This is a genomic window from Flavobacterium aureirubrum (assembly GCF_038739835.1).
GTDB lineage: Bacteria > Bacteroidota > Bacteroidia > Flavobacteriales > Flavobacteriaceae > Flavobacterium > Flavobacterium aureirubrum.
The window spans coordinates 1-535 of sequence record NZ_JBCGDO010000088.1; the positions used below are offsets into that span (position 1 = coordinate 1).

Genomic DNA, 535 nt, shown 5'->3' on the forward strand with positions numbered 1-535 from the left:
TATTGTTAATGGGTAATTAATAGTTTTTTTTGTGCTATAATGCGGTCTTGGTGATACACTACTATAAGGTATACACCATTAGGATAGTGCTGGGTGTTCATTGTGAGTGTGCCAGTGGTTTGGCTTACGTCAAAGGTGCCGAGTTCACGACCCGAAAGGTCGTATAAACTAACGGTAGCCTTAGCCGCTACACCGCTGTAAGTTAAATTTACCTCGCTCTTTGCCGGGTTGGGGGCTAGGGTGAATATATCTTTATCAAACGTCGCTACATCAAGACTGCAGCCTGCTACAGGAATTAACAGTGGTGTGGTAGCGGGAATATCGCTGTCATTGCCCAGTTCACCAAACGCGTTTTCTCCCCAAGCATAAAGTGCGCCATTGCTTTTTAGGGCTATGGCGTGCCTAAGACCGCCTTGTACTGCTACCCAGTCAGTATCGGTGCCTATTTGTATGGGTTGTCTTCGATTGATGGTGGTGCCATCGCCCAACTGGCTTTTATCATTGCGACCCCATGCCCAGAGTGTACCATTACTTT

At 46.7% G+C, this 535-nt stretch carries 1 protein-coding gene; it reads right to left on the reverse strand.

The genetic code is table 11. The features are described 5' to 3' along the window. Positions 1-5: 5 nt before the first annotated feature. Positions 6-535, reverse strand: a 530-nt coding sequence (locus WFZ85_RS16060; RefSeq protein ID WP_342697264.1) for a T9SS type A sorting domain-containing protein, incomplete at its 5' end; no start/stop codon positions are given.